Annotated in this window: 3 protein-coding genes and 1 pseudogene; 3 read left to right on the top strand and 1 reads right to left on the bottom strand. The window is 72.1% G+C overall.

Annotation, left to right across the window (positions count from 1 at the left end; genetic code table 11):
• Window positions 1-1099, bottom strand: a pseudogene (locus tag AB0M52_RS29930) (MFS transporter); the annotation flags it as partial.
• A 96-nt stretch (window positions 1100-1195) separates the two neighbouring features.
• Between AB0M52_RS29930 and AB0M52_RS29925 the strand changes: the two are divergent.
• From AB0M52_RS29925 to AB0M52_RS29915, 3 genes are all read left to right on the top strand, one after another.
• A complete protein-coding gene (locus tag AB0M52_RS29925) occupies window positions 1196-1675 on the top strand; it encodes a MerR family transcriptional regulator (RefSeq protein ID WP_363960688.1) in 480 nt (159 codons plus the stop codon).
• A gap of 432 nt (window positions 1676-2107) precedes the next feature.
• On the top strand, window positions 2108-3619 hold the full coding sequence (locus AB0M52_RS29920; protein WP_363960686.1) for a glycoside hydrolase family 95 protein: 1512 nt from the start codon (window positions 2108-2110) through the stop codon (window positions 3617-3619).
• On the top strand, window positions 3616-5372 hold a 1757-nt coding region (locus tag AB0M52_RS29915), incomplete at its 3' end, for a glycoside hydrolase family 95-like protein (RefSeq protein WP_363960684.1). The genes AB0M52_RS29920 and AB0M52_RS29915, both read left to right, overlap by 4 nt.

Raw genomic sequence — 5372 nt, 5'->3', positions numbered from 1 at the left:
ACAGGGCTGCGGCCTCGGGACCGGTGCCCGTTGCCGGGCGATGCCGGCCGCGACGACGGTCGCGGCCAGCACCGAGACGGCGGCGACCGGGCCGATCCAGGCCGCACCGAGCCCGACCGTGAGCACCGCGCCGCCGAGCGCGGCCCCGAGTGCTCCGGCGGCGCCGGCGACCGAGATGTTGACGGCGGCCACCAGCCCGGTGGCGCCCGCGTCGACCTGGCCCATCAGCCAGGTCTGGACCAGCGGTACGACCAGGAACGCCGCCGCACCCAGCAGGGCCAGCCCGGCCAGCGCCACCGGCGGGACGGGCAGCAGGATCGGCTGCGCCAGCAGGATCACGGCCAGGGCGCCGACCGCCGCCGGCAGTCGGCGGCTGATCGCGTCCGGGCGTACCCGGCCGGCGAGCAGGTTGCCGGCGATGGTGCCCAGGCCGTAGCCGACAAGCCCGACGCTGACCCAGCCCGGGCTCAACCCGGTGACCTCGCGCAGCATCGGCGCGACGTAGGTGAACGCCGCCACGAAGCCGGTCAGCGCCAGCAGGGTCACCCCGAACCCGGCGAGGAGAGCGGGGCGGAACAGCCCGCCGACGCTCTCGCGTACCCCGGCCGGTGGCGGCGTGGCAACCCGGGGGCAGAACACGAGCACCCCGAGCAGCCCGGTGGCGGCCAGGACGGCCACCGCCACGAAGGTCACCGGCCAGCCGAACGCCTCGCCGAGCAGGCTGCCCAGCGGCAGGCCGAGGACGGTGGCCAGCGCGAACCCGCCGAACAGCCGGGCCACCGCGGTGGTCTGCCGCTCGGGTGGCACCGAGGCCATGGCCACCTGGGACGCCACCGCCATGAACAGGGCCTGGGCCAGCGCCGAGCCGGGCGGAGAGCAGCATCGGGTACGAGGTGGCCATGGCGCTGGCCACCGCGGACACCGTGGCCAGCGCCATGGTGGCGGCCAGCAGCCCACGCCGGGGCAGCCGGCGGGTCAGTACGGTGGCGACCGGCCCGCCCAGGGTGACCACCACCATGTACGCGGTGACCAGTTGCCCAGCGGCGGGAACCGACACACCCAGTTCGGCGGCGACCTGGGGGAGCAGGCCGACCAGCACGAACTCGGCGGTGGCCACGGCGAACGAGCAGACGAGAAGGACGTAGATGATCACGCGGCCGACGCTAAAGCCTGACACTGACGTTAGAGTCAAGGTGTGCAGATCGGGGAGTTGAGCAGGCGGACCGGGGCCTCGGTGCGGATGCTGCGCTACTACGAGGAGCAGGGGCTGCTGGTGCCCACCCGGACCGACTCGGGATACCGGGTCTACCAGGAGGCCGACGTCGACCGGGTGGCCCGCATCCGCTGCATGCTGTCGGCCGCGCTGCCCTCCGGGGTGGTCGGGCAGGCACTGAGGTTCCTGCTGGACGGGCGGGCGGTGATCCCCGACGAGCCGGCCGATCGTGCCCGGTTGGCCGAGACCCTGCAGGGCGAACTGGACACGCTGACCGAGAAGATCGCGGCACTGCAACACAGCCGGGACCTCCTGGCCACCATCGTCTCCGACGTACGCGGGGACGTGGTCGGCCCCGGCCGGCCGGGTGACCCGGGCGGCGCGGTGGTACGCCGATCGGTGCGCAAGGCGGGGCCGGCGGTCGGGCGCACCCGCGGCGCCGGTCGCCACATCGACGGCTGACCGGTCGCCACCTGGCGCTGGCGCGCCGTGCGGGTCCACGACGCGGCCGGCGTCGCGCCCTGCCGCGAAGGGATTTCGCCCAGCATCGCCTCGCCCGTCGCCCAGTCACCGTGTCGCAACGAGCCCGCCGATACGTCCGATGTCTATCAGCCCGTTGTGGCGTCCACAAGGTTGCGATATCTGTCTGCTGAGGTTGGTTGGCCGACGCCGCCGACCGGGCCGGAGGCTTTGCCGAGGTGGGAGTGCTCACCGAGCGGGATCGATGGCGTTGGCTCCTTGTTTCTTGCTGATGTCCTTTGTAGCCTCGTGCTCAAACATCGGAGGTGATTCGGCTTCCGCTGGTGACCCGGCCGGTCCGTACCCCCACCCCTGCCCTCGGACGACCCGGAGACATCGATGGATGACCCACGCCGGCGGCGATCTCTTCGTCGCTTGACGACCGCAGCCCTCGCGGCCAGCCTGGTGGCCGTGCTGCCCGCCTGGTCCGCCACCACCCCGGCGGGCGCCACCCCGGGCGCCACCGCCACCGCCACCGCCGCCGCTCAGGACCCCCTCACCCTCTGGTACGACGAACCGGCCGCCAACTGGGAAACCCAGGCGCTGCCGATCGGTAACGGCGCCCTCGGCGGCATGGTCTTCGGCCGGGTGGCGGCGGAGACCGTGCAGTTCAACGAGAAGACCCTGTGGACCGGCGGCCCCGGCTCGGCGAACGGCTACAACTTCGGAAACTGGACCTCGCCACGGCCGGGCGCCATCGAGGAGGTGCAACGGCTGATCAACGAGCGCGGCCGGCTGTCACCCTCGGAGGTGGCGAACCGGCTCGGCCAGCCCAAGAGCGGATTCGGCTCGTACAACACCTTCGGTGACCTGTCGCTGCGCCTCACCCGGGACCCCGGAGCGGTCCAGGAATACCGGCGGGAGCTGAACATCGGCACCGCGGTGGCCAAGCTCTCGTACCTCGACGGCGGGGTTCGCTACACCCGCGAGTACTTCGCCAGCTACCCGGACCACGTCCTGGTGGTCCGGATCAGCGCCGACCAGCCGGGCCGGATCGGCTTCACCGCCGGTGTCACGGCGCCGAGCAACCGGTCCAAAACGGTCACCGCCAGCGGCGGTCGCATCACCTTCGCCGGCGCGCTCAACGACAACCGGCTCAGGTTCGAGTCGCAGATCCAGGTCAAGGCGGAGGGCGGCGCGGTAACGGACGGTGCCGATGGCACGGTCACCGTACGGGACGCCGACGCCGCCACGGTGATCCTGGCCGCCGGCACCGACTACGCGCCCAGCTACCCCACCTACCGGGGCGCCGACCCGCACCCGGCCGTGACGGCCACCGTGAACGCCGCGGCGGGCAGGACGTACGCCCAACTGCTCGCCGCGCACACCGCCGACCACCGCGCGCTGTTCGACCGGGTCCGGCTGGACATCGGTCAGCAGATGCCCGAGATTCCGACCGACGACCTGTTGCGCGGCTACACCGGCGGCGGCTCGCCGGCGGACCGGGCCCTGGAGGCGCTGTTCTTCCAGTACGGCCGCTACCTGCTGATCGCGTCGTCCCGGGCCGGGTCGCTCCCGGCGAACCTGCAGGGCGTCTGGAACAACGTGACCAACCCACCCTGGGACGCCGACTACCACGTCAACATCAACCTACAGATGAACTACTGGCCGGCCGAGATCACCAACCTCTCCGAGACCACCGCGCCGCTGTTCGACTACGTCGACTCGATGGTGCCGCCCGGCCGGGTCAGCGCGCGGGAGATCTACGGCAACCGGGGCTGGGTGGTGAACAACGAGACCAACATCTACGGTTTCACGGCCTGCACAACTGGGCCACCTCGTTCTGGTTCCCGGAGGCCGGCGCCTGGCTGGCCCAGCACTACTACCAGCACTACCAGTTCACCCGCGACGGCGCGTTCCTGCGCGACCGCGCGTACCCGGTCATGAAGGAGCTCGCCCAGTTCTGGCTGGACGAACTGGTCGTCGACCCGCGCGACGGCAAGCTGGTGGTGTCGCCGAGCTACTCGCCCGAGCAGGGCGACTTCACCGCCGGCGCGTCGATGTCGCAGCAGATCGTCTGGGAGCTGTTCACCAACACCGTCGAGGTCGCCGGGATCGTCGGGGGCGACGACGCGTTCCGGCAGGAGCTGCGGGCCGCGCTCGGTCGGCTCGACCCGGGCATCCGGGTCGGTTCCTGGGGGCAGTTGCAGGAGTGGAAGGCGGACCTGGACGACCCGAGGAACGAGCACCGGCACGTCTCGCACCTGTTCGCCCTGCACCCCGGCGCGCAGGTATCCGCACTGCGTGACCCCGAGCTGGCCGCCGCGGCCAAGGTCTCGCTGACCGCGCGGGGCGATGGCGGCACCGGCTGGAGCAAAGCATGGAAGATCAACTTCTGGGCCCGGCTCCTCGACGGCGACCACGCTCACAAGATGCTCACCGAGCAACTGCGGCAGAGCACCCTGACCAACCTGTGGGACACCCACCCGCCGTTCCAGATCGACGGGAACTTCGGGGCCACCTCCGGGGTGGCGGAGATGCTGCTGCAGAGCCAGAGCGGCGACGTGCACATCCTGCCGGCACTGCCCAGCGCCTGGGCCGACGGCTCGATCAGCGGGCTGCGCGCCCGCGGTGACCTCACCGTCGACACGGCATGGTCGGCCGGTGCCGCGACCGAGATCGCCGTCACCGCCGGCCGGACCGGTGCGGTGACGCTGCGCAGTCCGCTGTTCGCCGGACCGTACCAACTGGTGGACACCACCACCGGCAGGCGGGTCACGGCCCGGCCGCAGGGCGAGCGGCTCACCTTCACCGCGCAGCAGGGGCACCGTTACGTCGCCACCGCACAGGTCGCCTTCGCCGTCGCCGCGCCGCAGACCCTGGAGGTGGACGAATCCGGGATGGTCGCGGTGACCGTCAACGCCCGGGTCAACCTCCCACCGTCGACGTTGACGCTGGCCCTGCCGGCGGGCTGGAACGCGCAACCCGCGCAGTTCGAGGTGCCCCGGACGGGGTCGGGCAGCTCCCGGGTGTACCGGTTCACCGTCACCCCGACCCAGCAGGCCACGCCCGGCAAGAACCGGATCGAGGCGCGGCTGGTCACCCGCAACGGCTGGCGGGCGTCCGCGTGGACGGCCGTGGCGTTGCCCGTACCGCCGCCCTGCGGCCGGCCGGACCCGGCCCACCCGCTGGTCGCCTGGGACCCCACCAGCGGGGACACGGTCGCCGACCGGTCGCCGCACGGGCGCACCGCCACGGTGCACACCGGGGCCGGGTACGTCGCGGACGGGCCCACCGGAAGTGCGCTGGCGCTCAACGGCACGCGATACCTGCGGACCGCCCCCACCACCCTGGGGTTCCTGGAGACCGCCACCTTCGCCGCCGAGGTCAAGGTGACCACGAGCGGCAGCTACCGGCGGTTGTTCGACTTCCAGCCCAGCGGTGACCCGGGCACCGACGGAGTGCTGATCGACCTCACCCCCAACAACCAGGTGCGGTTCATCGGCTCCGGCGCCGGCGTCACCAGCAACGCCACCGTACCCGTCGGTCGGTACGTCGATCTGGTCGTCACGATGGACGACGGCGGCAACATCGTGGTCTATCTCGACGGCCAGCAGGCCGGCACGGCCAAGGTGCCGGACGGCGGCATCATCGGCTGCGCCACCCGCGAGCTGCGATTCGGTGCCGACCAGAACGGCGG

Source organism: Micromonospora sp. NPDC051296 (assembly GCF_040682255.1).
GTDB lineage: Bacteria > Actinomycetota > Actinomycetes > Mycobacteriales > Micromonosporaceae > Micromonospora > Micromonospora craterilacus.
Note: the sequence above shows the minus strand (reverse complement) of the source record. Positions and strands in the feature narration are given on the sequence as shown.